Origin of the sequence: Paenibacillus humicus NBRC 102415, from assembly GCF_004000905.1 — a bacterium.
Lineage (GTDB): Bacteria > Bacillota > Bacilli > Paenibacillales > Paenibacillaceae > Paenibacillus_O > Paenibacillus_O humicus.
Window position 1 is genome coordinate 51,825 of the sequence record NZ_BIMD01000023.1, and the last position, 23,088, is coordinate 74,912.

At 60.8% G+C, this 23,088-nt stretch carries 20 protein-coding genes; 17 read left to right on the forward strand and 3 right to left on the reverse strand.

Annotated elements, in window-relative coordinates; genetic code table 11:
- Positions 1-27: 27 nt before the first annotated feature.
- Positions 28-1,155: a coiled-coil domain-containing protein gene (locus PHU01S_RS14850; RefSeq protein WP_127508201.1), complete on the reverse strand. Its 1,128-nt coding sequence runs from the start codon at positions 1,153-1,155 to the stop codon at positions 28-30.
- Positions 1,156-1,455: 300 nt separating this feature from the next.
- Entirely contained in the window at positions 1,456-1,692 is a 237-nt protein-coding gene (locus tag PHU01S_RS14855; protein WP_048744429.1) for a DUF2626 family protein, read from the reverse strand.
- 265 nt (positions 1,693-1,957) lie between these two features.
- Between PHU01S_RS14855 and PHU01S_RS14860 the strand changes: the two genes are divergently transcribed.
- The 13 genes from PHU01S_RS14860 (at position 1,958) to mraY (ending at position 17,972) form a co-directional block, all read left to right on the forward strand.
- A complete protein-coding gene (locus PHU01S_RS14860) occupies positions 1,958-2,602 on the forward strand; it encodes an RsfA family transcriptional regulator (protein ID WP_021877493.1) in 645 nt (214 codons plus the stop codon).
- Between the two features lie 106 nt (positions 2,603-2,708).
- Positions 2,709-3,656 (forward strand): ketopantoate reductase family protein, encoded by a 948-nt coding sequence (locus PHU01S_RS14865; RefSeq protein ID WP_164763076.1) that lies wholly within the window; start codon positions 2,709-2,711, stop codon positions 3,654-3,656.
- Between the two features lie 60 nt (positions 3,657-3,716).
- Positions 3,717-4,064 (forward strand): DUF3397 domain-containing protein, encoded by a 348-nt coding sequence (locus PHU01S_RS14870; protein ID WP_246029244.1) that lies wholly within the window; start codon positions 3,717-3,719, stop codon positions 4,062-4,064.
- Positions 4,065-4,169: 105 nt separating this feature from the next.
- Positions 4,170-5,822, forward strand: coding sequence for a bacillithiol biosynthesis cysteine-adding enzyme BshC (bshC, locus tag PHU01S_RS14875; RefSeq protein ID WP_048744433.1), 1,653 nt, complete (start codon positions 4,170-4,172; stop codon positions 5,820-5,822).
- Between the two features lie 61 nt (positions 5,823-5,883).
- Positions 5,884-7,149, forward strand: coding sequence for an adenosylhomocysteinase (locus PHU01S_RS14880; protein ID WP_048744435.1), 1,266 nt, complete (start codon positions 5,884-5,886; stop codon positions 7,147-7,149).
- Between the two features lie 279 nt (positions 7,150-7,428).
- The gene (mraZ, locus tag PHU01S_RS14885; RefSeq protein WP_048744436.1) at positions 7,429-7,866 is read left to right on the forward strand and encodes a division/cell wall cluster transcriptional repressor MraZ; all 438 of its coding nucleotides are present in this window, start codon (positions 7,429-7,431) and stop codon (positions 7,864-7,866) included.
- Positions 7,867-7,942: 76 nt separating this feature from the next.
- Positions 7,943-8,899: a 16S rRNA (cytosine(1402)-N(4))-methyltransferase RsmH gene (gene rsmH / locus PHU01S_RS14890; RefSeq protein WP_049867677.1), complete on the forward strand. Its 957-nt coding sequence runs from the start codon at positions 7,943-7,945 to the stop codon at positions 8,897-8,899.
- Positions 8,900-9,016: 117 nt separating this feature from the next.
- Entirely contained in the window at positions 9,017-9,400 is a 384-nt protein-coding gene (locus tag PHU01S_RS14895; RefSeq protein ID WP_049867676.1) for a hypothetical protein, read from the forward strand.
- A 5-nt stretch (positions 9,401-9,405) separates the two neighbouring features.
- A complete protein-coding gene (locus PHU01S_RS14900; protein ID WP_049867675.1) occupies positions 9,406-11,718 on the forward strand; it encodes a penicillin-binding transpeptidase domain-containing protein in 2,313 nt (770 codons plus the stop codon).
- Positions 11,719-11,897: 179 nt separating this feature from the next.
- Positions 11,898-13,853: a stage V sporulation protein D gene (locus PHU01S_RS14905; protein WP_127508205.1), complete on the forward strand. Its 1,956-nt coding sequence runs from the start codon at positions 11,898-11,900 to the stop codon at positions 13,851-13,853.
- Between the two features lie 166 nt (positions 13,854-14,019).
- Entirely contained in the window at positions 14,020-15,501 is a 1,482-nt protein-coding gene (locus tag PHU01S_RS14910; RefSeq protein WP_127508207.1) for a UDP-N-acetylmuramoyl-L-alanyl-D-glutamate--2,6-diaminopimelate ligase, read from the forward strand.
- A complete protein-coding gene (locus PHU01S_RS14915) occupies positions 15,498-16,982 on the forward strand; it encodes a UDP-N-acetylmuramoyl-tripeptide--D-alanyl-D-alanine ligase (RefSeq protein WP_127508209.1) in 1,485 nt (494 codons plus the stop codon). Before PHU01S_RS14910 ends, PHU01S_RS14915 begins: the two co-directional genes overlap by 4 nt.
- Positions 16,983-17,000: 18 nt before the next feature.
- The gene (gene mraY, locus PHU01S_RS14920) at positions 17,001-17,972 is read left to right on the forward strand and encodes a phospho-N-acetylmuramoyl-pentapeptide-transferase (protein WP_021881426.1); all 972 of its coding nucleotides are present in this window, start codon (positions 17,001-17,003) and stop codon (positions 17,970-17,972) included.
- Here the strand turns inward: mraY and PHU01S_RS26360 are convergent.
- Entirely contained in the window at positions 17,951-18,130 is a 180-nt protein-coding gene (locus PHU01S_RS26360) for a hypothetical protein (RefSeq protein WP_048749500.1), read from the reverse strand. The two genes, mraY and PHU01S_RS26360, sit on opposite strands and share 22 nt — an antisense overlap.
- Before the next feature lie 137 nt (positions 18,131-18,267).
- Here PHU01S_RS26360 and murD point away from each other — a divergent pair, with 137 nt between their 5' ends.
- From murD to murB, 4 genes are all read left to right on the forward strand, one after another.
- A complete protein-coding gene (gene murD / locus PHU01S_RS14930; protein ID WP_049867673.1) occupies positions 18,268-19,704 on the forward strand; it encodes a UDP-N-acetylmuramoyl-L-alanine--D-glutamate ligase in 1,437 nt (478 codons plus the stop codon).
- A gap of 44 nt (positions 19,705-19,748) precedes the next feature.
- Complete coding sequence (gene spoVE / locus PHU01S_RS14935; protein ID WP_048749498.1) at positions 19,749-20,846, forward strand: stage V sporulation protein E; 1,098 nt, start codon at positions 19,749-19,751, stop codon at positions 20,844-20,846.
- A 5-nt stretch (positions 20,847-20,851) separates the two neighbouring features.
- On the forward strand, positions 20,852-21,958 hold the full coding sequence (gene murG / locus PHU01S_RS14940; protein WP_127508211.1) for an undecaprenyldiphospho-muramoylpentapeptide beta-N-acetylglucosaminyltransferase: 1,107 nt from the start codon (positions 20,852-20,854) through the stop codon (positions 21,956-21,958).
- A gap of 209 nt (positions 21,959-22,167) precedes the next feature.
- Positions 22,168-23,079 carry a UDP-N-acetylmuramate dehydrogenase gene (gene murB, locus PHU01S_RS14945; protein WP_048749936.1) on the forward strand — a complete coding sequence of 304 codons (912 nt, stop codon included), beginning with the start codon at positions 22,168-22,170 and terminating at the stop codon, positions 23,077-23,079.
- Positions 23,080-23,088: the final 9 nt, after the last annotated feature.

Genomic DNA, 23,088 nt, shown 5'->3' on the forward strand with positions numbered 1-23,088 from the left:
GGGCCGCCATTCGGCGATGCTTTATATTCACAATGAGAAGCCGAACCGGATGACAAGCTCATGCTCCTCGACCTGGACGGAGGTCACTTTGAGGAAGGAAATGAACTTGCCGGGATAAAAGCCGACGTCGAAAGTCCGCAATAACTCATCCATCGTCTCCCGGGGCAGCTTGTAGCCGTTGAAGACGAGCTCATCCATCCGGAACTTGATGCCGTTTTTGGGTGTATCCACGACTTCATAAATGCCGGAAGCCTCCACGCTCATGGACCCGTCGCTTCCTCCCGCCTGGACCTTGCCGTCCCCGAACCGGAACTGGAAGCCCTTGAGGCTGTCATCCTGCTCGGCGAGGAAGGAATTCAGCGCATCATCCGGCAGCCGGAGCGTGTAGCCGCCGCTTTCCAGCTTGACATAATCGGGATGGTTCTCGAGCCAGGCGGGCAGCTTGTTCATCGCCTTGGACATCAAGCGGAAGTAGGCCTGGACTTCGGCCCGTCCGCTGTTCTGCCATATTTCGCCCAGCTGGGCGATCTGCCGTTTCGCGGCTTCCGGATCGCTGCTGCCTCCGATGCCTTCCTGGAGCTGGCGATCCAGCTCCTCGGCGCGGGCTTTTTGCTGCAGCAGATTCTGCTCGGCTGCGTCAAGCTCTGCTTTTTGCCGCTGAAGCTCCGCTTGGCTTGACCTCAGCTCCTCGGATTCGGCCCGGTATTCCGCGATCGCCTTCCTGTCCCCGTCCATCAGCAAATCCATCATGTCCACGATACGGAACAAATCCCCGAGATTGCGGACTTGAAACAAAGCGTTCCATAGCATGTCCTTGCGGCCGGTGTAATAGCGGCTCAGCGCTTCTCCCGCTCTTTGCTTGCGTTCGCGAAGCTGCTCCTCCTGCTGCTTCAGCTGGAGGGTGGAAGCGTCGAGCCGCTTTTGCAGCGCGTCCTTGCGGCTGGCGATCCGCTCCAAATCCCGGTCCAGCTCCAGGACGGCGAGGCTTTTCTCCATCAGCTGGCGGTCATCGTCCGAGGAAGGGACGGGTACGGCTTGCGCATAGGCCTGGTCCGCGCCGATCGGTCCGGAGAAGGGGAACGCCCCAGGCAGCGGGCTGAGAAGGAGGACTGCCAGCAGGGAGAGAAGGATCCGGCCAGGGAGTCTTGTTTTCATGGCGTCTTCGGAAGATCCCCTCCTTCTTGTCCGAGGCCATTGAAAAAGTTGTCGCTGCGTTCGCGGATCATTCTTCCGATCGCTGTTGTCCCCGTATTTCTCTGATTCCTGCCGTTTTTGCGGTCGAAATCCGGTGACAAACGTTTCTCCAGAACGATTCCGCGACTTTCGCTTGTTTTTCATCGGCCTTCTTGTCCATCGGGTTCCTTCTTACCTTATGCCGTCTTGAGCCCTCAGATGCAAAGAACCGCCCGGACAGAAGTCCGGGCGGTTCTTGTGCGTGAAGGCCTTGGGGCTGAATCAGAACGGCAATCCCATCTTGAAGACGGTCCAATAGCTGAAGCCCAGGAAGGTGAGAATCATATAGGCCCAGAACATCAGTATGTAGGTGCGCTCCGTAAAGTTCAGGTAGCCCAAGAAGAAGAAGGCGATGGCTTGGAAGAAGAACAGAAGCGAAAACTCCGTCATATCTCCAGCGAAGGCCATGAGGGCGATCACAAGACACCAAAAGCCAAGTACGCGAAACATGCGCGCCATGAGGTAATCCCCCTCTCCATCTCGTGTTGCATGCTAAAGAACATTATAGCGTTTCAGGCAATCACTGTAAACCGCTTTCGCAGGTTCCTCGAAGCCTTTTTTGCTTGTCCGCCGCCTGCCGCTTCTAGGATTGCCCCCATAAAGGACGAATATGTATGAGCCTCTGCAAAATTGGAAATACAATTTAGTAACGATAGATTCTATGAACTCTACCAAGGGCATAGGGATAAAGAAAGTGCGTTTACGTTAGGAGGTTGTAGCGAGCATGACAGCAGTCAGGCAAGATGCATGGAGCCCGGACGACGATCTGATTCTCGCCGAGGTGACACTAAGACATATCCGCGATGGCGGTACCCAGCTCGGAGCATTCGAAGAGGTGGGGGAGAAGATTGCCAGAACGCCCGCGGCCTGCGGGTTCAGATGGAACAGCTGCGTACGCAAGCGGTATGAGGAAGCGATTCAGCTCGCCAAGCAGCAGCGGCAGAAACGGAATTATTTGAAGAAACAGGCGCCGGCTGCCTCCCATGTTTCCGCCTTGGCGGAACCGGCTGCCGAGCCTGCAGCCTTGCTCGATTCGGCATACGGCGACGATGCGATCGCGGTCGAAGCCGTCATCCGGTATTTGAAGCAATGGAAAACAACCTTCTCCGACCTGCAGCGGCATGTCAAGCGCCTGGAGAGAGAGCTGTCCAGCCGCAACGAGGAGCTGAGCAGCCTCAGGGAGATCAACGACCGTCTGTCCCGGGAAGCGAACCATGTCCAGCTGGACTATCAGTCCGTCAACGACGACTACAAGACTTTGCTTCAGATCATGGACCGCGCGAGGCGCCTCACGGTGCTGAACGAGGACGACGAGCTGAAGCCGCGATTCAAGATGGATGCCAACGGCAACCTGGAGCGCATTGAGTGATGCCATGCGAACGGTTCTTCCGATCAACCGGAAGGGCCGTTTTTTTGCTGCCGCGGATGCTTGCGCCATCCGGGTCTGGTACAATCGCCGAAGGAGGAATGAAGCCATGAAAATAACGGTCATAGGAGCAGGCTCGATCGGACTTCTCTACGCGGCGCGCTTGTCGCTGGCGGGAGAGGATGTGGGCGCGCTCGTCCGCACGAGGCGGCATGCCGAGGCGCTGCGGGAGGACGGAATCATGCTCAAGACGCATGAAGGGGAATTCGCCGTCCCCATCGAAGCGGCAGCGCTGGAGGATGCCGGCAACGGCAGCGGCCGCGGAAATGCTATGGAGCCCCGCTGGTTCATCCTCAGCGTCAAGCAGACGGCGCTTGACGCGCCGCTGCTTGGCCGGCTGGCCCTGCTGGCCGGCCCGCAGGACGCCATGCTGTGCCTTCAGAACGGAATCGGACATATGGAGCGCCTGAATCAGTCTCTTCCCGATGTCGCTCTCTATGCGGGCGTGACGAGCGAAGGAGCGATGAGGGAAGACGCCCGGACGGTGATCCATACCGGTCTCGGGGAGCTTCATTACGGCGCGGCGAACGAAGCGGCGTCCGCCAGCCGCGCGGCGAAGCTGCGAGGGATGTGGCAGAAGGCCGCGGACAAGGCAGGAATCGCCGCTTTTTTGTCGAACGATATGGAAAACCGCATTTACCGCAAGCTGCTGCTCAATGCCGTGATCAATCCGCTTACCGCGCTGTACGGAATCCGCAACGGAGAGCTTCCGTCCCATCCGCAGGCCGGCAAGCTGATGGAAGCGCTGCATGAGGAGACGGCGGCCATTCTCGCCCGTGCCGGATTGGCGCTCGACGGCAGCGAGCGGGCACGCCTGCTGGAAGTATGCCGGCTGACCGCCGGCAACGTCTCTTCCATGCTGGCGGATATAAGGGCAGGCCGCAGAAGCGAGGTCGACAGCATCAACGGGGCGGTTGCTTCTCTGGCCGGAACGCTCGGTGTGGACGCTCCGCTCAACCAAGCCGCCGCAGCGATGGTAAAGGCGCTGGAACCGTAGGAAAGGGCGATGTCCGTGTTCGTTTGGGAAAGCTTGAAAACAGCTTACGCACTGCTCGCGATGATACCTTTTATACCCTTTGCGCTCATTTTTTTCACTGCCCGGGCTGTTACCGGGGACCGCAAGCGATCGCTGCGGCTGGCGATGGATATTACGACCGCTCTGCTGATCGGATGCGTCGCGGTGCTGTTCAACCGGATTTTCTCCAATTCGTTCGGCCTGTACGGCATTCTGCTCGTCATGCTCATCGGCGGCGGCCTGCTCGGCAACCTTCAATTCCGCAAGCGCGGGCAGGTCGATGTCCGCAAAATATTCCGCGCGATTTGGCGGCTCGGTTTTTTCGCCATGGGAATCATGTACATCGTTCTCATGGCGGCCGGCATCGCCCAGCATATGTTCCGGGTGTAGCAGAATCTGTACTAATTTCGGTTACGGTTTTGACGGGTACCCGCTCAAGGTGTACAATCGTAGCGAAAGCTTCGCATTTACAGCTGGGGGGTTGCAGGTTACCCGATGAATATGGAGACGATTTGCCTGCCTTTTGGCCAGCCGCTTGCCGATGATTACATCGGCCGCAAGCGCGAGGCGCTTGAGCCGCTGCTCGGCTATCATGCCGCAGATGAGGAACATTGGAAGACGCGGCTGCGCCGGCTCAGAAATCATGAAGGCTTGCGTGCCGACAGCCGAAGCGTGGCTGCCGCAGTGAAGAAGTACCAAGAGCCGTTCGGACTATCCGAACAGGTCCGCTCCAATCTGGAATTGCTGGAGCAAGGGTCGCCCGTCGTCGTCGGCGGCCAGCAGGCCGTACTGTGGACCGGTCCCTTGATGATCATACATAAGGCGGTGACGATCCTGCAGACCGCCGAATGGGCATCACGCCTGCTTGGCGAGACCGTCGTGCCGGTGTTTTGGATCGCCGGCGAGGATCACGACTGGGACGAGGCCAGCCAGACTTTCGTGCCCGATGCCGGAGGGACGGGTACCCGCAAGCTGTCCACGCCAAGACCGGGCAGCGGCCGCTCTTCCGTCAGCCGGACGCAGCTCGATCCCGGGATGCTTGGGGAGGCGCTCGCCCAGCTCGAAGCGGCTCTGCCCGACAGCCCGCATAAGCTTGCGCTGTGCGCCGAGCTGCGGCATGGCTCGGAGAGCTGCAGGACGCTGACGGAACTGTTCGCCTTGATGCTGAACGCCTTGTTCGGAGAGAAGGGACTGCTCCTCGTCGATGCCGACGATCCGGGACTGCGCAGCCTGGAGGGGCCGATGTTCTCCGAGCTCGTATCGCGCAACGCCCAGCTCGAGCAGGCATTCCTTGCGGGCACCGCCAGTGTGGAAGAGCTTGGATACAAGCCGCAGGCCGACCTTGCGGAAGGAGGCGCCAACCTGTTCCTCTTCCACCAAGATGGGGAAGCCGGCGCCGAAGAGAGGGTGCTTCTCCACCGCAGAGGCGACCGTTTCGAGGATCGCAAGGGACTCGTCTCGCTCAGTTCCCGAGAACTGGCGTCCATCGCCGAGCGGCAGCCTGAGCGGCTGAGCAACAATGTGTTCACGAGACCTCTCATGCAGGAGTTTCTGTTCCCTGTCCTCTCGACGGTGCTTGGTCCCGGAGAGATCGCCTATTGGGCTCAGACCGGGGCCGCATTCCGCGAACTGGGGATGGAGATGCCGATCCTGACGCCGCGGCTCTCCTTCACGCTGCTGGAACCGGCAGCGGCCAAAACGATGGAGGCGTACGGAATCTCCTTTGAAGACGCTCTCGGCGGAATCGAAGCCAAGAAGAAGCAGTGGCTCGCCGGCAGCGGACATTACGGCATCAGCGAGCGCTTCCAGGAAGCGCTGCTGCGCATGCGGGACGCCTACAGCCCTGCGCTGGCGATGGCCGCATCCGTGGAGAAGGGGTTGGCGGATCTTGGCGAGAACAACTGGAGCCGCATTGCCCGTGAAATCCAGTACATGGAAGACAAGACCAAAAAAGCGCTGGAGAGCAGGGAGCAGACCGCACTGGACCGGATGGATGCGCTCGGAACGGCAGTATGTCCGGAAGGCCGTCCGCAGGAGCGGGTTCTGGCATCCGTGTACTATTTGAACGTATATGGCCGCAGATGGCTGGACGTTTTGCTCGCGGCTCCTTTCGAGCCTTGCGCGGGACATAGGCTGGTACGCTTGTAAGCAGCGGCGGCCCGGCGCCGTCCGACATCAGAATGGAATCATGGAAGGTGTGAAAGCAGCTATGACAATCGACGCAAAGGAAGTCAGCATCGTGGCCGACAGGTCGCTGGCGGCGGAGGGCCGTCTCAAGATCGACTGGGTTCAGGCCCATATGCCCGTATTGAACGAGATCCGCGCCCAGTTCGAGAAGGAGCAGCCGTTCAAAGGGCTGAAGGTATCGATCTGCCTCCATCTGGAAGCCAAGACCGCCTATCTGGCGGAAGTGGTCCAGGCCGGCGGAGCCGAGGTGACCATAACGGGCAGCAATCCGCTGTCCACCCAGGATGATGTCTGCGCGGCGCTCGTAGAAGCGGGCATCACCGTGTTCGCCAAATACAATCCGGATCCTCGTGAGTTCAAGGACCTGATGGTCCGGGCGCTTGAGAGCAAGCCCGACCTCATCATCGACGACGGCGGCGACTTCGCTACGATTCTCCACTCCGAGCGTCCCGATCTGATGGTGAACATCCGCGGCGGGGCGGAAGAGACGACGACGGGCATCATCAAGCTGAAGGCGCTCCAGAAGGAAGGCGCGCTGAAGTTCCCGATGGTCGCGGTCAACGACGCCTACTGCAAGCATCTGTTCGACAACCGCTACGGAACGGGCCAATCCGCCTGGGACGGCCTGATCCGCACGACCAATCTGGTCGTGTCGGGCAAGACGGTCGTCGTCGTCGGCTACGGCTGGTGCGGCAAGGGCGTGGCGATGCGGGCCAAGGGACTAGGCGCCAATGTCATCGTGACGGAAGTCGACGCGATCAAGGCAGTCGAGGCCTACATGGACGGCTTCCAGGTCATGCCGATGATCGAGGCCGCCAAGCTGGGCGACATGTTCATCACCGTTACCGGCAACAAGGCCGTCATCAACGGCGAGCATTATCCCGTCATGAAAAACGGCGCCATTCTTGCGAACGCGGGCCACTTCGACGTCGAGTTCAGCAAGCCGGATCTGGCTGCGCTGGCTTCGGAGATCCGCACCGTACGCAAAAACATCGAGGAGTACAAGCTGGAGGACGGACGCAGCATTTATGTCCTTGCCGAAGGCCGCCTCGTCAATCTTGCCGCGGGCGACGGCCATCCGGCCGAAATCATGGATATGACCTTCGCGCTGCAGGCGGTCTCTCTCAAATACGTCAACGATTCCTACAAGGAGCTTGGGGCCAAGGTCATCAACGTTCCTTACGAGCTGGATGAAAGAGTCGCGAGAACGAAGCTGAGCGCGCTCGGCATCGGAATCGACTCGCTCTCCGAAGAGCAGATCAACTATTTGGACAGCTGGTCTTCCTGACCGCTGCCAAAGCCGTCCCCGCGAGGGGCGGCTTTTTTTAATGGGCGGTTTTCGATCTGTACTTTTACCTGCAAACAGGATGCTGATAGTCGCGTAACGAGAACGAGATACACGAGCATTATAGGCGAAAAGTTTCAAAGATGAGAAAATTTTTAGGTGAAAAAGTTTGGCCAAATCTTCGTTTTGAAGGAGGAAATAGAGTTCAGGCGGCGAATACCAATTTCCTAGTGGGGAGAAGTGGGGCAAAGTGGTGGAATAGGGGGAGGGAGTGGGGCGCCGATGTTTCTGGGAGAACACCAGCACAGCTTGGACGACAAAGGCCGGCTCACGATTCCATCCAAATTCCGCGAAGCTCTCGGCTCTACGTTTATCGCCACCCGTGGCCTGGACAACTGCCTCTTCGTGTATCCCCAGGCCGAATGGAGCGAGCTCGAGCAGAAGATTCGCCGCTTGCCGCTGATGAAGGCGGATGCGCGGGCGTTCAGCCGGTTCTTCTTTTCCGGGGCCGTCGAATTGGAGCTCGACAAACAGGGAAGGGTAAATTTGCCCAGCCATCTGACGGAGTATGCCAAGCTGCAGAAGGATTGCATGGTGCTCGGCGTATCCAGCCGGGTGGAAATATGGAGCAAGCCGGTGTGGGAAGGCTACTATCAGCAATCCGAGGATACGTTCAACGAAATTGCGGAAAAATTGACCGATTTCGACATTAATTTCTGATTCACGACATTAGTTTTGGATTAAGTATCGTTGTGCATCCTAGTCAGTCATCAAGAACCATCAGGAGGACACCCCTTTGTTTCATCACATTACCGTACTCAAGGAAGAGGCCGTAGAGGGCCTGAATATCCGTCCTGACGGCATATATGTCGACTGTACGCTCGGCGGCGCGGGGCATAGCGAGCTGATCGCTTCCCGGCTCTCCGGCAAAGGCCGGCTGATCGCCTTCGACCAGGACGACTGGGCTCACGACAACGCCAAGGTCAGGCTGGCTCCTTACATGGACCGGGTGACGCTTGTCCGGAGCAATTTCCGTTACTTGCAGGAACAGCTGACCATGCTTGCGGATATCCCGAAGAACGAGAATGGCGTGCCGCAAGTCGACGGGATCCTGTTCGATCTTGGCGTATCCAGCCCGCAGCTCGACGAGGCCGAACGAGGCTTCAGCTACAATCATGACGCTCCTCTGGACATGAGAATGGACCGCGAGGCGGAGCTCACGGCGCATGAAATTCTGAACCACTGGGAAGAAAGCGAGCTGGCGCGGATTTTTTACCGCTATGGGGAAGAGAAGTTCTCCAGGCAGATCGCGCGCGCAATCGTCAAGCAGCGGCAGTCCGAGGAGATCAAGACGACGGGGGAGCTGGTGGAGCTCATCAAGGCGGGCATACCGGCAGCGGCCCGGCGCACGGGAGGCCATCCGGCCAAACGTACGTTCCAGGCGCTTCGGATCGCCGTCAACGACGAGCTCGGAGCGGAGGAGGAAGCGCTCGAGCAGGCCGTGGCCTGCCTCGCTCCGAAGGGGCGGGTATCCGTCATTACGTTCCACTCGCTCGAGGACCGGATCTGCAAGCAGCTGTTCGCCGGATATCTGGAGAAATGCACTTGTCCGCCGGATTTTCCGAAATGTGTATGCGGCGGCACCGGCACGCTGAAGCTCGTCACCCGCAAGCCGGTTCTGCCCGGCGAGGAAGAGCTTGAGGCGAACCCGCGATCCCGGTCGGCGAAGCTCAGAGTCGCCGAGAAGCTGTAATCCGGATGGCGGCAAGGCGCTTCCGGATCTGTGTCATTTCGCACATAAACTTCCAGGTGGTCTCTTATTCACCATGACGCAATGAAATTGAATCAACATGCAGGAGGGGAATCAGCTTTGGCTTACACGAGCGGCAACCTGGCGCTGCAGCCCAAACGAAAGCCGGAACAGCAGCCGGTAAAAGAGACAAAAACAGTCGTGAAGGTCAGGAGGATGATTCCTCCGGCTGAAATGCTTCGCTACCTGTTCTCGGTAGCTGTTATCGTCGGCCTTGTCGTCCTTATCATTTTCCGTTATGCGCAGGACTACCGCATGCAGCTTCAAATCAAAACGATGGACGCCACTTATGCCGAGTCGGTCGTAGATATGAAAGTGCTGCAAGCGGAGCTTGCCAAGCTGAACGATCCGGACCGGATCCGCGCCATGGCGATCGCGCAGGGCATGATCGAGCCGGAGCAGACCGGCACTGAGGAAGCAGCCTCCGCCACGACGGGAAGGTAGCAGCCATGGATACCGTCAAGCGAATCAAACTGCGCACGCTGTTCGTCGGAGGGCTCATCACCCTCCTTTTTCTTGTTTTATTTACCCGCATCTTCTGGGTTCAGGTCGTCAAGGCCGACTTCTGGCTCGGCGAAGCGAAGAAGATCTGGGCGGCATCCGATACGATACCGGCGGAACGCGGGTCGATCACGGACCGCAACGGCAACCTGCTGGCGATGAACATTCCCGCTTATACCGTCGTCGTCAATCCCAAGGTCATCCAGGAGCTGGGCATCGAGGATCAGGTGGCGGACGGGCTCTCGAAAATACTGGGCAAGCCCAAAGCCGACATTGTCAAGCAAGTGAGCTTCCGCAATGCCAAGGGGGAATATTCCCAGTACCGCGAGCTGAGGCCGGAAGGGCTCAACATCGAGAAGAAGAAATCCGACGAGGTGGCCAAGCTCAGCGCGCAGATCAAGAAGGATCTGGAGGAAAAGCGCGGCAAGAAGATCAGCGGCAGCGACATGGGCATTACGCTGATCAAAGGCTCCAAGCGGTTCTACCCGAACAATACGCTTGCGGCGCATCTGCTCGGCTTCGTCAACAAGCAGGGCGATCCGGTCATCGGCCTCGAGGCGGACTTCAACGACGTCCTCAAGGGAACCGACGGCAAGATCGTATACGAGAAGGACGGCAACCGGGTTCAGGTGGACAACGGGACGGCCAAGCTCGTACCTGCCGTGAACGGCAAAAACATCAAGCTGACGATCGACAACGAGATCCAGCATTATGTCCAGGACGCGATCCAGGAAGCCTACGACCTGTACAAGCCGCAGAGCATTACGGCGATCGTGGCCGATCCGAATTCGATGGAGGTTCTGGGGATGGCGAATCTGCCGACCTTCAATCCCAATTCGTATTCGTCGTCGAACCCGATCAACTTCAACAATCTCGCCGTCGGCGGAACCTACGAGCCGGGCTCGACGTTCAAGATCGTGACGCTGGCCGGCGCCGTACAGGAGAAGATGTTCAATCCCAACGAGGAGTACATGTCCGGACGGATATCGGTGCCGGGTCAGGATGTCTACGACATCAAGCGCTCGGGATGGGGGCCGATCACCTATCTGGAAGGGCTGAAGCGCTCGAGCAACGTCGCGTTTGTCCATCTCGGAATGGAACGGCTCGGCAAGGAGAAGCTGACGGATTATATCCGCAACTTCGGCTTCGGCACCAAGACCGGCATTGAGATCAAGCAGGAGGTGCGCGGCAGCCTCAACATCCAGGGCAAGTCCGACGTCGCCCGCGCTTCCTTCGGACAAGGTCCGGTGTCGGTGACGCCGATCCAGCAGGTGGCGGCCGTCGCCGCCGTCGCCAACGGCGGCAAGCTGCTGAAGCCGCATATCGTGAAGGAAATCGACGATCCGGCCACGGACAAGAAGACGGAAACGCGGACGGAGCAGGTCCGCCAGGTCGTCACGGCGGAAACCTCGAAGCTTACGAGCGGCTTCCTGGAGCAGGTCGTGTCCGACAGCAAGATCGGCACCGGCCGCAACGCCGCCATTCCCGGCTACAGGGTAGCCGGCAAGACAGGCACCGCCCAGAAAATCGTCAACGGCACCTACTCCAAGGACAAATACGTCGTTTCATTCATCGGATATGCTCCGGTGAGCAATCCGCGCTTCGTCGTATACGTCATCGTGGATTCGCCCAGCGTCCCGGATCCCGGCGGCGGCAAGATCGCGGCTCCGGTATTCAAGAAGATCGTAACCCAGAGCCTGCGTTATATGGGCGTCAAGCCTGATGCGAGCGTCCCGCCGTCCCAGGACAAGAAGCAGCCGCTGACGGTGCCGGATTTGACCGGACTGACGCTTGCAAAAGCGCAGCAGGAGCTGAAGGCGAGAGGGCTGGCTTCAAAGGCCGTCGGCAAAGGCGCCAGCGTGCTGAAGCAGATGCCCGCCGCCGGGACGATCGTCTCGGACAGCCAGAGCGTCTATCTGGTGACGGAGGAGGAGAACAAGCTGCAGCTTCCTTCCCTTGCAGGCTCGTCGCTGCGCGAAGCGCTGCAGCTGTGCAGCTCCGTCGGCCGCAAATGCGTGACGGAAGGCGAAGGCTACGTCATCTCCCAGATGGAGGCCAAGCTGAATGGAGAGCCGGTCGTCAAGCTGATCCTGAAGCCTCCGGCGGGCGAAGAGGCTTCCGACGCCTCCGCTGCGGATGCAGCCGCGGCTGGCGGAAGCGCCTCCGGCTCGAAGCAGGACGGCGGAACGGATGCAGCGGGCGGCCAGCCGGATGACTCCAGCGGCGGCGGGGGAAGCGCTCCGCCGGCCGGCGGCGGTTGAGCCGACTGGCGGTGCGGCATTTCTGACGCTGGATGCGGCGCCGGCCGGCGTTTTGGCTGCCGAGCCGGCCGAAGCCGGCCGCCCATGGCTTGGCATACGCCGCTGGTTTCCCGAATACGTTAACTTGTACGGACAGACTGTACCTGTCCCATGTTAACGGACGAGAGGGGAACGTGCGGATGAAAGTTTCCAATGTCACCTTGAGGCGCCGCCTCTTTCTAGCGCTTGTCGTCGTTCTGGTCGGTTTTGTCGCGCTTATCGGACGGCTGGGCTATGTCCAGCTGGTCCGCGGCGGAGAGCTGTCGGCCAAGGCGGAGGACAACTGGAGGCGCGAAGTCGCATTCGCCCCCAACCGCGGGGATATTACGGACCGCAACGGCACGAAGCTGGCCTACAACGTCAGCTCGCCGACGATTGTTGCGATTCCGGTGCAGATCAAGGACAAGGAAGGCACGGCCAAAACGCTCGCCCCTGTCCTCGGCATCTCGGAGACGAAGCTGCTCGGCTTGCTCAAGAAGAAGGCCATGAGCGTCATCATCAAGCCCGAAGGTCTCAAGATTTCCCTGGACAAGGCGCTGGAGATCAAGAAGCTCGGCTTGCCGGGCATCGTTGTCGCCGAGGACAACAAGCGCTATTATCCGTTCGGCGAGCTTGCGGCGAGCGTGCTCGGCATTACGGGCGTGGACGGCGGGCTTACCGGCATCGAGAAGAAATACGACGACAAGCTCAAGGGAGTCAAGGGCAGCATCTCTTATCTGTCCGACGCCAAAGGAGAGATGATGCCGGGCTCGACGGACCGCTATCAGGCGCCGACGGACGGGCTCAATCTGGAGCTGACGATCGACAAGCAGATCCAGACGATCATGGAGCGGGAGCTCGACCAGGCCATGACCAAGTACAAGGCCAACGACGCCATCGCCATCGCGATGGATCCCAATACCGGCGAAGTGCTCGGAATGGCGAGCCGCCCGACCTTCGAGCCGGGCAATTACAACGCGTATCCGGCCGAAGTATACAATCGGATCCTGCCGATATGGATGACCTACGAGCCGGGATCGACATTCAAGATCATCACCCTGTCCGCCGCTCTGGAGGAAGGCAAGGTCAACCTCAAGAACGAGCATTTCTTCGATCCGGGAGCGGTGGAGATCGGCGGCGCAAGGCTGCGGTGCTGGAAAAAAGGGGGACATGGAAGCCAGACTTTCCTTGAAGTGGTGCAGAATTCATGCAACCCGGGCTTCGTGGCGCTCGGCAATCGGCTTGGCAAAGATACGCTGTTCAAGTATATTAAGGACTTCGGCTTCGGCAAGAAGACGGGCATCGATCTTGGAGGCGAGGAGAACGGCATCCTGTTCAAGCTGAGCCAGGTCGGGCCTGTAGAGCTTGCGACGACCGCATTCGGCCAAGGCGTATCGGTGACGCCGATCCAGCAGATCGCTGCGGTGTCCGCCGCCGTGAACGGCGGCACGCTGTATGAGCCCCATCTGGCCAAGGCATGGACCAATCCGGAGACCGGCAAGGTCGTGCAGGAAATCCAGCCGGAGCCGGTGCGCAAAGTGATCTCCGAGAAGACGAGCGCGCAGGTCCGCGAGGCGCTCGAGAGCGTCGTGGCGCTCGGCACGGGCGGCAACGCCTTCATCGACGGCTATCGCGTCGGAGGCAAGACGGGCACGGCCCAGAAGGTCATCAACGGCCGCTATTCGCCCAATGAGCATATCGTCTCGTTCATCGGCGTCGCTCCGGCCGACAATCCGAAGATCGTCGTGTACGTCGCGGTCGACAATCCGCAGGGCATCCAGTTCGGCGGCGTCGTAGCCGCGCCGATCGTGAGGAACATTCTGGAAGATTCCCTTCAATATATGGGTGTTCCCAAAAGCTCTGCCCAGATCGGCAAAAAGTACAAATACGGCGAGACTCCGATCGTGACCGTCCCGAACCTCGTTGGCAAAACCGTCTCCGACATCTACGAGGACATGAACATGAACTTCAACCTGAGCTCGGCCGGCAGCGGCAATACGGTCATCCGGCAAGCTCCGGCGGCCGGCGCCCGCGTCGACAAGGGCTCCACGATCCGGATCTATCTCGGCAGCGACGCCGACCTTCCCGGCGACGCGGATGCTCACGCCGATCATTGAGCCCCGCCGCACGACAGGAAGGGACGTGCGGAAGCGCGGGCGCTCGTCTTCGAAGCCCGGATTCCACGCATTGCAGGGCGCGAGGGAATCCGGGGTTCGGGAGAGGCGGCCGCTCTGAAGGTTCAAAATGGCAACTGTTATGGAGCAAATAGAGAGGAGAAAGACTATGCGTTTGGAACAACTGGCATCGCAACTCATCACATCGCGACTTATCGGGGACGGCGGCGTCCCGATCTCGGGAATCGAGCATGATTCCAGGGAGGTCAAGCCGGGCTGCCTGTTCCTCTGTCTGCCCGGACATACCCAGGACGGACACGACTTCGCCGCTCAGGCGGTAGAGAAGGGAGCGGCCGCGCTTGTCGTGGAGAGGCGGCTCGATCTCGCCGTGCCTCAGCTGCTCGTGAACGACAGCCGGCTCGCCATGGCCGTTCTTGCGGATTATTTCTACGGACATGCCAGCCGCAAGCTGAAGGTTATCGGCGTCACGGGAACCAACGGCAAAACGACGACCACGTACCTGATCGAAAGCATTCTCGCCGACCGCGGCCTCCGTCCCGGCGTCATCGGCACGATCGAGATGCGTTACGGAGGCAGATCCTACCCGATGAGCCGGACGACGCCGGAGGCGCTCAACCTGCATCGCGACCTGGCCGCCATGCTGGAGGCCGACTCGACGCATGCGGTGATGGAGGTTTCCTCCCACGCGCTGGAGCAGGGCAGGGTGAAGGGAGTCCGCTACCGCACCGCCATATTCACCAACCTGACGCAGGACCATCTGGACTATCACGGCACGATGGACGTGTACCGTGAAGCCAAGGGCCTGCTGTTCTCGCGTCTGGGCAATGAATACGGCTCCGGCGAGCAGAGCTACGCCGTGCTCAATGCCGACGATCCGGCTGCGGAGCGCTACCGCGCGCTCACTTCCGCAGAAGTCGTCACCTACGGAGTCGAGTCGAAAGCCGATGTGCGGGCTTCGGACATCTCCATTGCGGCGGGAGGCACCTCCTTCCATGTCGATACTTTCGCGGGCAGCGCCGACATCACGCTGCAGATGGTCGGCAAGTTCAACGTCTACAACGCGCTGGCCGCCCTTGCGGCCGGCCTGATCGAGGGCATCCCCCTGGAGGAGATCAAGGCCAGCCTGGAGCGCGTATCCGGCGTTCCGGGCCGGGTGGAATCGGTCAACGAAGGCCAGGACTTTGCCGTCGTCGTCGATTACGCCCATACGCCGGACGGGCTGGAGAACGTGCTGAAGGCCGTCAAGGAATTCGCCGCTCGCAAAGTCATCTGCGTATTCGGCTGCGGGGGAGACCGCGACCGGACGAAACGTCCGATCATGGGAGAGATCGCTTCCCGCTATGCGGACTACACCATCGTCACTTCCGACAATCCCCGGACTGAAAACCCGGATACGATCCTGCTCGACATCGAGGTCGGGCTGCAGAAGGCCAACGTGCCGCCAGACCGCTACGAGCTCCAGCCGGACCGCCGGACCGCTATTGAAAAAGCGGTTGAAATGGCAAGCCCGGGAGATGTAGTATTGATTGCGGGCAAAGGCCATGAAACCTATCAGATCGTCGGCGCCGTCTCGCATGACTTCGACGATCGCCTGGTCGCCCGAGATGCGTTAAGGGGACTACGAAAATGATTACACGGATGCTCAGCGAAATCGCAGCCATGAGCTCGGGCAGGCTCGGGCCCGGATACATAGCTGCCGGCAATACGGCCGCCGCGCCGGGGGAATGGAGCGACCTGTCCGTACAGGGCGTCTACAAGGATTCCCGCGAGGCGGGAGACGGCAGGCTGTTCATTCCTTTGTCCGGGGATAATTTCGACGGACATCTCTATGCCGAAGCTGCGCTGGCTAACGGAGCCTCGGCTTCGTTCTGGCAAGAAGATCGTGAAATTCCTGCAGGTCTGGCCGGCAAGCCGCTCGTGCTCGTCGACGATACGCTGGCCGCGCTGCAGCGACTTGCCTCGGCCTATCGCAGCCAGCTCAAGACAACCATCGTCGGCATTACCGGAAGCAACGGCAAAACGACGACCAAGGATATGGTGGCCGCCGCCCTCGGCTCAACGCTGCGGGTGCACAAGACGGCCGGCAATCTGAACAATCACATCGGACTGCCTCTTACCGTGCTGTCGCTCGCTGAAGACAATGAGGCGGCCGTGCTGGAAATGGGCATGAGCGGACTGCGCGAGATCGCCCTGCTGACGGAAATTGCGCGGCCGGACATCGCGATCATTACGAATATCGGCGACGCCCACCTGCTGCAGCTCGGCTCCAGAGAGGCGATCGCCCAAGCCAAGCTTGAGATCGCCGAGGGCTTGAAGCCGGGCGGACTGCTGATCGTCAGCGCGGATGAGCCTCTGATCCGGGAGCAGCTGAAGAAGACGGCCTTGCCGGAACATGCGGCCGTGCGGACGTTCGGCGCCTCTTCCAATGCGGATTGGAGAGCGGCCGACATCCAGGTCGGCGCCGTATCGACTTCGTTCTCGGTGCAGAGCGGAGCCGCGGCGGCGTACTCGCCGGCCGGCAAGGATGCCCCGCCGTCGTATCATTCGCTGCGCATCGAGATTCCGGTGCCCGGCGTGCACAACGTGCATAACGCGCTGGCGGCCATCGCCGCGGCGGCGGCATGCGGCATCCCGCCTGAAGCGGCTGCCGCCGGCCTTGCGTCGATGCAACTGACGGGCATGCGCATCCAGCCGATGAAGGCGTCCAACGGGGCGCTCATTCTCAATGACGCCTACAATGCCAACCCGACCGCCGTCAGGGCGGCCGTCGATCTCGTAGCGGGACTGTCCGGCTACCGCCGCAAATGGATCGTGCTGTCGGACATGCGCGAGCTCGGCGCAGCCGAAGAAGCCCTGCATCGCGAGACGGGCGCATACATCACGCCGGACAAGGCGGACGCGGTTCTTACCTGCGGAGCCCTGTCCATTCACACTTCCGAAGGAGCGGCAGCTTCCTTCGGCTCGTCTGCCGCGGCTGCGGTGCGGCATTTCGACAACCAGGATTCCCTCATCGGCGCCCTTGCGGCGGAGCTTGATCCCCGCGATCTCGTGCTGGTGAAGGGATCCCGGACGATGCATATGGAAAGGGTCGTAGAAGCGCTTCAGCGCTGACCTTGAGGGGGTGAAAGCATGGACATGCTGGTCATACTGATGACACTTGGCGTATCGTTTCTTCTAGCAGTTATACTCGGACCTCTGTTCATCCCCCTGCTGAGGCGGCTTAAGTTCGGACAGCAGGTGCGCACGGAAGGGCCACAGAGCCATCTCAAAAAATCGGGAACGCCGACGATGGGCGGCATCATCATCATGCTTGCCATTCTCGTCGCTTTCCTGAAGTTCTCGGAGAAAACGACGGAATTCTGGGTGCTGCTCGTCGGCGCTCTCGGCTTCGGCCTGGTCGGCTTCATGGACGATTACATCAAGATCGTGCTCAAGCGCTCGCTTGGCTTGACGGCCAAGCAGAAGCTCGCCGGGCAGCTGCTCTTCAGCATCATCGTCTGCGTGCTGCTGCACCGGATGGGACAGAGCACGGAGATTGCCGTTCCCGGAACGGATTTCAGCTGGGATCTCGGATGGCTTTATTATCCTTTTGTCGTCATCATCTTTTTCGCTACGACCAATGCGGTCAACTTCACGGACGGAGTGGACGGCCTGCTGGCCGGGACGAGCGCGATCGCGGCAGGGGCGTTCACCATCATCGCGATGCAGGCGACGGAGCATGAGAGCGCCGTATTTTCCGCCGCGCTCGTCGGAGCCGCGCTTGGATTTCTTATTTTCAACGCGCATCCGGCCAAGGTGTTCATGGGCGACACCGGCTCGCTCGGAATCGGCGGCGGCCTCGCGGCCGTCGCGATCCTGACCAAGACGGAGATTCTGCTCATTCTGATCGGCGGCGTATTCGTCCTCGAGATGATCTCGGTCATTCTCCAGGTCGGCTCGTTCAAGCTCCGGGGCGGCAAGCGGATTTTCCGCATGAGCCCGATCCACCATCATTTCGAGCTGTCGGGATGGTCGGAATGGAAGGTCGTTACCGTATTCTGGACGGCCGGACTCGTGCTGGCCGCTGCCGGTCTCGTACTCTACCGGGTCACCGGAGGCTGACGAGCCGCGGCTGCCGCCCTCAAGGGGGAAGCGAATGCCGGACGCAGCATAGCTACAAGTGCCGCCGGGCGTTCGGAACCTTCCCTCTCCATGAGGACGAGGCCGTTCGCTTTGGCGGTTTCTTTTCCTTCAGAGGAGATGCGGAGCTGCCGGCGCATGCATCGGATCGGCATCCGCTCCGCATGAGCCCGCTCCGACACCTTTGAAGCTTAGCGTATTCTAGCCATCCATGCGAAATGACTCCGTCCGGCAACGGACGGCATAGCCGTTTGGCTACATAAAAGGAGAGATTGGCATGAATCATCCGTCCACATACCGGAATCGCCGCGTCGTCGTGCTCGGCTTGGCGCGCAGCGGAGCCGCGGTCGCCAGGCTGTTCCACCGCCTGGGAGCGAATGTAACGGTCAACGACCGCAAGCCTGCGGAAGAGAGTCCGGAAGCCGCCGAGCTGGCCGCGCTCGGAATCGAAGTCATCTGCGGGCATCATCCCGACGATCTGGTCGATGCCCAGACGGCCCTGCTCGTCAAGAATCCCGGCATTCCGTACAACGCTCCGCCTGTTGCCGCGGCGCTGGATCTTGGCGTCGAGGTCGTGACCGAGGTCGAGGTGGCGGGCCTGCTGTCGCCGGCGCCGATCATCGGCATTACCGGCAGCAACGGCAAAACGACGACGACGACCTGGATCGGCCGCATGCTGGAAGCGGCTGGCCGGCGTCCGATCGTCGCGGGCAACATCGGCCGGCCTCTGTGCGAAGCGGCGGAAGAAGCGGATGCAGGCAGCGTGCTCGTCGCCGAGCTCAGCAGCTTCCAGCTGAAAGGCACGAGCAGCTTCCGGCCGCAGGTCGGCCTGCTGCTCAATATCGCGGAGACGCATCTCGATTATCACGGCTCGATGGACGACTACGTCGCCTCAAAAGCGAAGTTGTTCGCGAACCAGACGGAGCAGGATACAGCCGTGCTGAATGCGGACGACCCGGCTTGCGCGGCGATCGAAGCCGGCTTGAAGTCGCGCCTGATTCCGTTCTCGCTCTATCGCAGGCTCGAGAGCGGCGTCTGCATCGAGCCTCCTTACGAAGCCGCCGGGGCGCCGGACAACGCCGGCGAGCCGGAGCGGACGATCGTATACCGCAGCGGGGACGGGACGGAGCAGGCCATCGTCGCCGTCCGGGAGCTCGGCGTTCCGGGAAGGCATAACGCGGGGAACGCGCTGGCCGCCGTCGCCGCGTGCATCGCGATCGGGGTCGAGCCGGCCTTGCTTGCGGCTCCTCTCCGGGATTTCGGAGGCGTGGAGCATCGTCTCGAGTTCGTGCTCGAAGCAGCGGGAGTCCGCTACTACAACGACTCCAAAGCGACGAACCCGGTCGCAACGCTCATGTCGACCGGTTCGTTCGAGCAGCCTTTGATCCTGATCGCGGGCGGACTCGACCGCGGCTCCGATTACATGGAGCTGCTGCCGCTGTTCGGATCCCCCAAGATCAAGGGGCTCGTCCTGCTCGGCGAGACCCGCGGCAAGCTCGCGCGGGTGGCGGAGCTGGCGGGTATGGCGAATGTGGCGGTGGTCGATGCTGAAGGTGACGCCGAATCCGTCATCCGCCAAGCGACGAAAGCCGCAGCCCGGCTCGCTTCGCCGGGGGATGCCGTCCTGCTCTCGCCGGCTTGCGCGAGCTGGGATATGTTCCCTTCGTTCGAAGACCGCGGGCGCATGTTTAAGGAATCGGCGCATACCTTGTAAGTAGGGGGCTTGTCCCTACTTTCCCATGCCTGAGGTGGTGCGTCATGCCCAAAGTCCGGTCGGCTCCGGACGTATGGCTAGTCGGAGCGATAGCATTGATTCTTTCCGTTGGACTCGTCATGGTCTACAGCGCCAGCGCGGTCCGCGCGTTCCAGGAATTCGGCGATCCCTACTATTTCGTCAAGCGCCAGGCGATCTTTGCCGTTCTCGGCATCGGAGCCATGATCTTCACGATGAACGCCGACTACCATGTCTGGAAAAAATACGCAAAGCCCGTCCTGCTCGTCTGCTTCGGGCTGCTGGTCCTCGTGCTTATTCCCGGCGTCGGCGTCGTTCGCGGCGGCGCCCGCAGCTGGCTCGGCATCAGCTCCTTCGGCATCCAGCCGTCGGAGTTCATGAAGCTCGGCATGATTCTGTTCCTCGCCAAGATGCTGTCCGACAACCAGCAGCGGATCACGCTGTTCGCCAAAGGACTGCTGCCGCCGCTCGCTCTCATGGGAACGGCCTTCGGCATGATCATGCTGCAGCCGGATCTCGGGACGGGCAGCGTCATGATGGGCGCCTCGCTGCTCGTGCTGTTCGTGGCGGGAGCTCGGCTGAAGCATCTCGGCGGACTCGCGATGATCGGGGCGGCGGGATTCGTCGGCCTCATCCTGGCGGCGCCTTACCGGCTCAAGCGGATCACGTCGTTCCTGGACCCTTGGCAGGATCCGCTCGGCGCCGGCTACCAGATCATCCAATCGCTGTATGCGATCGCCCCGGGCGGGCTGGTCGGTCTCGGCCTCGGCATGAGCCGGCAGAAGTACAGCTACCTGCCCGAGCCGCAGACCGACTTCATCTTCTCCATCCTGGCGGAGGAGCTCGGCTTCATCGGGGGAGGCGCCCTGATCTTCCTGTTCCTGATCCTGGTCTGGAGAGGGATGCGGGCGGCCATCTATGCCCCGGATACGTTCGGCAGCCTGCTGGCGGCAGGCATTACCGGCATCGTCGCCGTGCAGGTGCTGATCAATATCGGCGTCGTCATCGGCCTCATGCCGGTCACAGGCATCACGCTGCCGCTCGTCAGCTACGGCGGATCTTCTTTGACCCTGCTTTTGACCGCACTAGGAATTTTGCTCAATATATCCCGTTACTCGAGGTGAACATCATGCGAATCGTACTGACCGGAGGAGGAACCGGGGGGCATATCTATCCCGCCTTGGCCATCGGCAAGCAGATGCAGCAGGAAGAGCCTCAGACGGAGCTGCTCTATATCGGCACGAGCCGCGGGCTTGAGAGCCGGATCGTACCGGAGGCGGGCGTGCGCTTCGAGGCGGTGGAAATCACCGGCTTCAGGCGCAAGCTGTCGGTCGAGAACGTCAGGACCGTCATCCGCTTCATGAAGGGAGTCAGCCGGTCCAAGGAGCTGCTGAAGGCTTTCAAGCCCGACGCGGTCGTAGGGACCGGCGGTTATGTATGCGGGCCCGTCATGTATGCAGCCGCGAGGCTCGGCATCCCGACGCTCGTCCATGAGCAGAATGCCGTTCCCGGGCTTACCAACAAGTTTTTGTCCCGTTACGCCGATTGCGTGGCGGTGAGCTTCGAAGCTTCGGCCGCTTCATTCGGCAAGGCGAAGCGCACCGTCTATGCCGGCAACCCATGCGCTTCCCATGTCGTCAAGGCAAGCCGCAGCAAAGGCTACGCTTCGCTCGGCATCGCCGAGGGGAGCCGCATCGTGCTCGTCGTAGGCGGCAGCAGGGGGGCGCAGGCCATCAATGACGCGATGGTCGCCATGGCGCCGGCCGCGGCCCGCTCCAGAGCCGTCCATTATGTTTTTGTGACCGGAGAAAGCTATTACGAACGCACCTCCGCGGCCATCAAGGAGGCGGCGCCGGGCATCACCAATCATCTTCATGTCCTGCCTTATCTTCATAACATGCCCGAGGTGCTGGCCGCCTCCACGCTGGTCGTCGGGCGGGCCGGCGCTTCGTCGCTGGCCGAGCTGACGGCTCTCGGATTGCCGTCCATCTTGATTCCGTCGCCCAATGTGACGAATAACCATCAGGAAGCCAATGCCCGCAATCTCGCAGACGCGGGGGCGGCCGAGCTGATGCTTGAGCGTGAACTCAGCGGTGACGGCCTATGGAGCCGCATCGAAGCGATATTGCAGGACAGCGCCGGACTGCAGCGCATGAAGGAAGCGTCGCGGAAGCTCGGCATGCCGGGATCCGCTTCGATCCTGACTGCGGAGCTGCGCAGGCTGGCGAAGAAATAAAAGGCGAGAAGCGGGGTGCGGGCGGGCTCCTGTCACCATAGAGCCCGGGGAGGCATAGGATATCAGCATAATCGTGTCCGTCACCTAAGGGCGGCCGGTTACCGCATTCCTACAGGGAGTGCGGGCATTCACCGAAGCCCGCGAGGGCTTCGGGCTGCAGCCTGACAGCCTTGCCCCGCCTTGAGCACCGCGAATGAAGGAGGAACACCATGAAAGCTTGGATGCAAGAGCTGGAAGAAGCCCGTGTGGGCGACATCAGCCAGCAGGTCCCGCTCTCGTCGCTTACGACGTGGAGAATCGGCGGACCGGCCGATGCCGTGGTTGTCCCGAGCGGCAAGGAAGAGCTGGCAAGAACGATTCGCATTCTGCGCAGGCACGAAGTGCCCTGGATGACGCTTGGAAAGGGTTCCAACATGCTCGTCTCGGACAAAGGAATCCGCGGCGTCGTCATCAGGCCGGGGTCTGCGCTGGATTTCGCGGAATTCGACGGCCCGCTCGTGCGTGCCGGAGCCGCGTATCCGTTCGTCACGCTTGCAGTTAAAGCCGGCAGGAAAGGGCTGACGGGACTGGAATTCGCCGGGGGAATTCCAGGCACGGTAGGCGGTGCCGTCTATATGAATGCGGGAGCCCATGGATCCGATGTGTCGCGTATATTCAAATCAGCCGACATTGTGCTGGAGACAGGGGAATTGGTGACGTGGGGACCGGAGGAGATGAAGTTCTCTTACCGCCATTCGAGACTGCAGGAGGAGGCTAGCCGCGGCATCGTCGTGGAAGCTCTCTTCGAGCTCGAGAGAGGAGAGGCCGGAGAGATCACGTCTGCGATGGCTGCTCACAAAGATCGGCGCAGAGCCACGCAGCCGCTGCATCAGCCGAGCTGCGGAAGCGTCTTCCGCAATCCTCCCGGCACCTATGCCGCGAAGCTGATCGAAGAAGCCGGGCTCAAAGGCTATTCGGTAGGCGGAGCCCAGGTGTCGACCTTGCACGCCAATTTCATTGTCAACACCGGCCAGGCGGCGGCTGAAGACGTCCTCACCCTGATCGCCCATATTCGCGGCACGGTCAAGGACCGTACCGGCATTGACTTGAAGCCGGAAGTATTGGTGGTGGGTGAGCGGTAACTTGGAGGT

Coding starts and splice junctions, on each gene's coding strand:
- PHU01S_RS14850 (WP_127508201.1), bottom strand. CDS start 1,155: ATGAAAACAAGACTCCCTGGCCGGATCCTTCTCTCCCTGCTGGCAGTC.
- PHU01S_RS14855 (WP_048744429.1), bottom strand. CDS start 1,692: ATGGCGCGCATGTTTCGCGTACTTGGCTTTTGGTGTCTTGTGATCGCC.
- PHU01S_RS14860 (WP_021877493.1), top strand. CDS start 1,958: ATGACAGCAGTCAGGCAAGATGCATGGAGCCCGGACGACGATCTGATT.
- PHU01S_RS14865 (WP_164763076.1), top strand. CDS start 2,709: ATGAAAATAACGGTCATAGGAGCAGGCTCGATCGGACTTCTCTACGCG.
- PHU01S_RS14870 (WP_246029244.1), top strand. CDS start 3,717: ATGATACCTTTTATACCCTTTGCGCTCATTTTTTTCACTGCCCGGGCT.
- bshC (WP_048744433.1), top strand. CDS start 4,170: ATGAATATGGAGACGATTTGCCTGCCTTTTGGCCAGCCGCTTGCCGAT.
- PHU01S_RS14880 (WP_048744435.1), top strand. CDS start 5,884: ATGACAATCGACGCAAAGGAAGTCAGCATCGTGGCCGACAGGTCGCTG.
- mraZ (WP_048744436.1), top strand. CDS start 7,429: ATGTTTCTGGGAGAACACCAGCACAGCTTGGACGACAAAGGCCGGCTC.
- PHU01S_RS14900 (WP_049867675.1), top strand. CDS start 9,406: ATGGATACCGTCAAGCGAATCAAACTGCGCACGCTGTTCGTCGGAGGG.
- PHU01S_RS14905 (WP_127508205.1), top strand. CDS start 11,898: ATGAAAGTTTCCAATGTCACCTTGAGGCGCCGCCTCTTTCTAGCGCTT.
- PHU01S_RS14910 (WP_127508207.1), top strand. CDS start 14,020: ATGCGTTTGGAACAACTGGCATCGCAACTCATCACATCGCGACTTATC.
- PHU01S_RS14915 (WP_127508209.1), top strand. CDS start 15,498: ATGATTACACGGATGCTCAGCGAAATCGCAGCCATGAGCTCGGGCAGG.
- mraY (WP_021881426.1), top strand. CDS start 17,001: ATGGACATGCTGGTCATACTGATGACACTTGGCGTATCGTTTCTTCTA.
- PHU01S_RS26360 (WP_048749500.1), bottom strand. CDS start 18,130: ATGCGCCGGCAGCTCCGCATCTCCTCTGAAGGAAAAGAAACCGCCAAA.
- murD (WP_049867673.1), top strand. CDS start 18,268: ATGAATCATCCGTCCACATACCGGAATCGCCGCGTCGTCGTGCTCGGC.
- spoVE (WP_048749498.1), top strand. CDS start 19,749: ATGCCCAAAGTCCGGTCGGCTCCGGACGTATGGCTAGTCGGAGCGATA.
- murG (WP_127508211.1), top strand. CDS start 20,852: ATGCGAATCGTACTGACCGGAGGAGGAACCGGGGGGCATATCTATCCC.
- murB (WP_048749936.1), top strand. CDS start 22,168: ATGAAAGCTTGGATGCAAGAGCTGGAAGAAGCCCGTGTGGGCGACATC.